1 pseudogene is annotated in these 676 nt (G+C 45.9%); it reads left to right on the top strand.

The annotated features are described in order from the left end of the window. Positions 1-676 (top strand): annotated as a pseudogene (locus ACS8FD_RS21105) (hypothetical protein); the annotation flags it as partial.

Below are 676 nucleotides of genomic sequence, written 5' to 3'. Positions count from 1 at the left end.
AGCAATAGAGCAGTGGGTATTGCCAGCAATGCTGTAGGTCGTTCCAATATCGCATCAGGTAATGCAAGTAGTGCGGTGGGTTACAAGAATGACGCGGATGGTGAATATAGCAGTGCGCTAGGCTCTTTTAATAAAGCAACGGGCATTAGTAGTAGTGCGGTGGGTTATAGAAATATTGCCTCAAGTAGTTTTAGTAGCGTATTTGGAAGTAACAGCCGCGCTACAGCAGCACGTGCCACGGCCATTGGCCATAATTCTCTTGCGGATGAGGTAGATACCATTTCAGTGGGCCGCGCAGGTAGTGAGAAACGTATCACCAACGTTGCTGGTCCACAAAACGATTATGATGCTGCCAATAAACGTTACGTCGATGATCAAATACTAGTGATACAAAGAAACTTTTTAGTTACCCCCCAGTCAGCTATGATTCAGCCTGCATCTATTGGACCTGCACCTATTGAGAATGAAATCAGTAGGTTTACGTTTGCAGAGTTTGCAACTGCCGACAATGCAAGTATGAGGTCGGTAGAGGCAAATGCTATAGATAATAATGCTACAAGCGCCAATAACGCAGTCTGGCAAGGTGAAGGTGAGCAATCTATTGCCATTGGTGATGGTTCAGAAGCAAGCGGTGTGCAATCCATTAGTATCGGTACCGGTAATCAGGTCACAGGAG

The organism is Psychrobacter sp. 1U2 (assembly GCF_051847575.1).
Note: the sequence above shows the minus strand (reverse complement) of the source record. Positions and strands in the feature narration are given on the sequence as shown.